The 1,284-nt window shown below is 45.0% G+C and carries 1 protein-coding gene; it reads left to right on the forward strand.

Translation table 11 applies throughout. The annotated features are described in order from the left end of the window. Positions 1-140: 140 nt before the first annotated feature. A partial coding sequence (locus tag A3729_RS09300) for an HD domain-containing protein (RefSeq protein ID WP_156497839.1) occupies positions 141-1,284 on the forward strand: 1,144 nt, incomplete at its 3' end.

The raw sequence follows: 1,284 nt of genomic DNA on the forward strand, positions 1-1,284 counted from the left end.
AGCATGCTAAAGTAATTAAAGAATTAATATACTTCTGCATAAAAGCTAAGTATTAACATACTCTTTTTATCAAAATATACCTTGAGACTATTCTCATTCATTAGAGTATTCACACTAATTAACAATTGGGGCTACGCTGCTTGAATTTATTGATAGAAGATTTACTTGGGGCGCATAAGAAGCTAATCATGGACCCAGTACACGGTGGCATACCTCTTTTGAGCCACGAAGTGGCCATGGTGGACCACCCTTTATTTCAGCGACTACGCTTTATTTGTCAGAACGATATCCTTTCTCTCGTATTTCCTGGCGCGACTCACTCACGCTTTTTACATAGCGTAGGTGTCATGCATGTTGGCGGGCGCATGTTCCGCGCAATGATTGAAAACTGTCTGAAACGCTGCTCCCAAGAACAGCGTTCAGTGGTAAAAACCGACACACTAGAAGCTATCAGCTACTTTCACAGGCTTGTTCGTTGTGCCTGCCTTCTACATGATGTTGGACATAGCAGCTTCTCGCACCAATTCAATCGAACCCCCTCTATTAAATCCCTTCTTGCTCAAGGAGGACGTTTTGAACATCTTTGGGCAGGCATTGACACCAGCGCTATCTATAAAGATCCGCCAACAATACTCGAGCATGAGCACTTTTCAGTTCGTGCTGCCTGGCAAATACTGCAAGATATCGATAACAAAGCACCAAGCCTGGAACCTTTAGATATTCTGTCTCTGATGGAAACCACCTCAATTTCCCCAAGTGATTTATTTAATCGACACGCTCACGCCCTTTGGCCGCTGATTGCTCCCAGCGACCTGGCGAATAATCCGGACTCCTTACCTGATGAATTCGCCAGCAAATTACAGCATGTTTTATCAAGCCTGGTATCGGGTGAGCTGGATGCAGACCGCGCCGATTACATGCTTCGCGACGGTTTTCACTCCTCGGTCACAATTGGAGGCTTTAACCTGGACCACCTGCTAAGCAATATTCATTTTGGTTGGTGTCCACAAACTAACTGGTTCGGTCTGGCAATTGCGGAAAAAGGCCTAAGCTCTCTAGAAGACTTTGTTTATAGTCGTCACCAAATGTATCGACAAGTCTACGCGCACAAAACAGCTCAAGGCTTCGACTGGCTGCTCCGCGCTGCGATTGATGAAGTGATGCAAAACCCCGAAGTGTCGAGCTTCGTTAACGCCAGTCTGGACAATATTGATAGTTTCAAGTATCTAACAGACAGCTATTTCTGGGAAGCTTTTCGAAAGCACGCTTCGGTTAAGAAAAACT

The organism is Oleiphilus sp. HI0043, assembly GCF_001634935.1.